General features: G+C 66.8%; 3 protein-coding genes. All 3 read left to right on the top strand.

Annotated elements, in window-relative coordinates; translation table 11 throughout:
• Positions 1 to 84: 84 nt before the first annotated feature.
• Genes Q0938_RS19020 through Q0938_RS19030 form a run of 3 tightly spaced genes read left to right on the top strand, consistent with a single transcriptional unit; the run spans position 85 to position 2,346 of the window.
• Complete coding sequence (locus tag Q0938_RS19020) at positions 85 to 444, top strand: transposase (protein ID WP_233141231.1); 360 nt, start codon at positions 85 to 87, stop codon at positions 442 to 444.
• Positions 441 to 788, top strand: coding sequence for an IS66 family insertion sequence element accessory protein TnpB (tnpB, locus tag Q0938_RS19025; protein WP_035746778.1), 348 nt, complete (start codon positions 441 to 443; stop codon positions 786 to 788). Before Q0938_RS19020 ends, tnpB begins: the two co-directional genes overlap by 4 nt.
• 58 nt (positions 789 to 846) lie before the next feature.
• The gene (locus Q0938_RS19030; RefSeq protein ID WP_299365675.1) at positions 847 to 2,346 is read left to right on the top strand and encodes an IS66 family transposase; all 1,500 of its coding nucleotides are present in this window, start codon (positions 847 to 849) and stop codon (positions 2,344 to 2,346) included.
• The last annotated feature ends 20 nt before the right edge of the window (positions 2,347 to 2,366 follow it).

Consider the following 2,366-nt stretch of genomic DNA (forward strand, 5'->3'; position numbering starts at 1 on the left):
GTAACCGTCCGGTCTAACCGCTCTGCCGCGGTGTGAGAGTGCGGGATAGTGTCCACCATTGATAGTGGACATTGTGGTGATGACGTGGCGCGTCGGACGAAGCGGCTTTGGACGGATGAGGAGAAGCGGTCGATCTGCTTCCAGACGGCGGCGCCGGGGGTATCGGTCGCCCAGGTGGCGCGGCGCTACGCGGTGAATGCGAACTTGATCTTCAAGTGGCTGCGCGATCGCCGTTACGCGCCGGACCCCGCCTCGGCTCTTCCCCCGTCAGAGGAGGCGCGCTTTCTGCCTGTGGAGATTGTCGCGGAGACCAGGTCTGCCCGGGCAACACCTGCCGCCGACAACCACATCGAGATCGAATTGGCGGGCGGGCACCGGATGCGCATCAGCGGGAGCTATGATCCCGAGGCTCTGGCGCGGCTGATCCGGGGCGTGACGGCGTGATCCCGGTTCCGGCGAACACGCGGGTCTGGCTGGCGGCGGGCGCCACCGACATGCGCAAGGGGTTCACGGCACTGGCGGCGCAGGCCGAGGCGGTGCTGAAGCAGGACCCGTTCGCCGGGCATCTGTTCGTCTTCCGTGGCCGTCGGGGCGATCTGGTGAAGGTGATCTGGTGGGATGGCCAAGGCGCGTGCATGTTCATGAAGCGGCTGGAGAAGGGTCGCTTCGTCTGGCCCTCGGCCAAGGAGGGCAAGGTGGCTTTGTCGCCTGCGCAACTGTCGATGCTGCTGGAAGGCATCGACTGGCGGGCACCGGAACGGACGTGGCGGCCTCTGGCGGCGGGATAGTCCACGGCGCCTGCAATCAGTGATTCCCACAAGTAATACAGTGGGATAAACTTTCCGCATGCTCACCCAGGCCCTGACATTGCCGGAAGACCCCGAGGAGCTGCGCAGCTTCACCGCGCGGCTTCTGGCCGAGGTGAAGGCCCAGGCGATCCTGATCGAGAAGCTCCGGCATCAGCTGGCGGGGCACCGGGCGCACCGGTTTGGTGCGTCGTCCGAGACGGCGGAACAGTTGCAGCTGGCCCTTGAGACCAGCGAGATCGCCGCCGCCGCGATGACCGCGCGGATGAAGCTGCCGGACATCGAGGAGAAGGACAAACCCAAGCGTCGTCCGATCCCGGACCACATCCCGCGAATGGAGGTGGAGCTGACACCGAGCACAGATGCCTGTGCCGATTGCGGCGGGCGCCTGCGCCGGATCGGGGAAGATGTGACGGAAGAGCTGGAATACGTTCCCGGGCGGTTCATCGTGAACCGGCTTGTCCGCCCTCGGCTGACCTGCTCGTGCTGTGAACGCTTCGTGCAGTCCCCACTGCCCTCGCGCCCGATCGAGCGCGGTCGCCCGGGGCCGGGCCTCCTCGCCCATGTCTTGGTGAGCAAGTATGCCGACCACCTTCCGCTCTACCGCCAGAGCCAGATCTTCGAGCGCGAAGGTCTCGACCTGGACCGGTCCACCCTGGCCGACTGGGTGGGCAAGAGCACGGCCCTGTTGGAGCCGCTGGCCGACGCCATCGGGCGCCATGTCCTCTCAGCCGAGGCGATCTTCGCCGACGACACGCCGATCAGCATGCTGGCGCCCGGCACCGGCAAGACCCAGACCGCCCGGCTCTGGACCTATGCGCGCGACGAACGCCCTTGGGGCGGGCAGGCCCCACCGGCGGCATGGTATCGCTTCTCCGGTGACCGCAAGGGCCAGCATCCCAAGGACCACCTCGCCCGCTTCCGCGGCTGGATGCACGCCGACGGTTATGCCGGGTTCGAGGATCTCTACCGCTCCGGCACCATCCGCGAGGTCGCCTGCATGGCCCATGTCCGGCGAAAGTTCGTCGATATCCATCGGTCGCAGGGCTCCCCGATCGCCGGAGAGGCCATCGGCCGGATCGCACAGCTCTACGCCGTCGAGAAAGAAGCCCGAGGGTCGCCGCCAGACCGCCGCACGGAACTCCGCAAAGCTCACGCCGCCCCGGTCTTCGACGATCTGCAGCGATGGCTGGCCATGAGACTGACGGAAATCTCGGGCAAATCCCCGCTCGCGGCCGCCATCCGCTATGCCCTGACCCGAATGGGCCGCCTGCGCCCCTACCTCGACCACGGCATCCTGGAGTTGGACAACAACACCGCCGAACGCGGCATGCGCGCCATCGCCCTCGGGCGGAAGAACTACCTCTTCGTCGGCTCCGAGGCGGGCGGCAACGCCGCTGCCATCGCCTACACCCTGATCGAAACGGCCAAGCTCAACGCCGTCGATCCCCACGACTGGCTCGCTGACACTCTCGCCCGCATTCCCGACTACAAGATCACCAAGGTCGATGACCTGATGCCGTGGCGCTGGAACGGATAGCGGTCACGCCGGACGGTTAC

The sequence above is a fragment of the uncultured Paracoccus sp. genome (assembly GCF_947496875.1).
GTDB lineage: Bacteria > Pseudomonadota > Alphaproteobacteria > Rhodobacterales > Rhodobacteraceae > Paracoccus.

What these genes read in the sequence shown, in the direction of transcription:
- Q0938_RS19030 (WP_299365675.1), top strand. Translation starts at nt 847, where the DNA reads ATGCTCACCCAGGCCCTGACATTGCCGGAAGACCCCGAGGAGCTGCGC.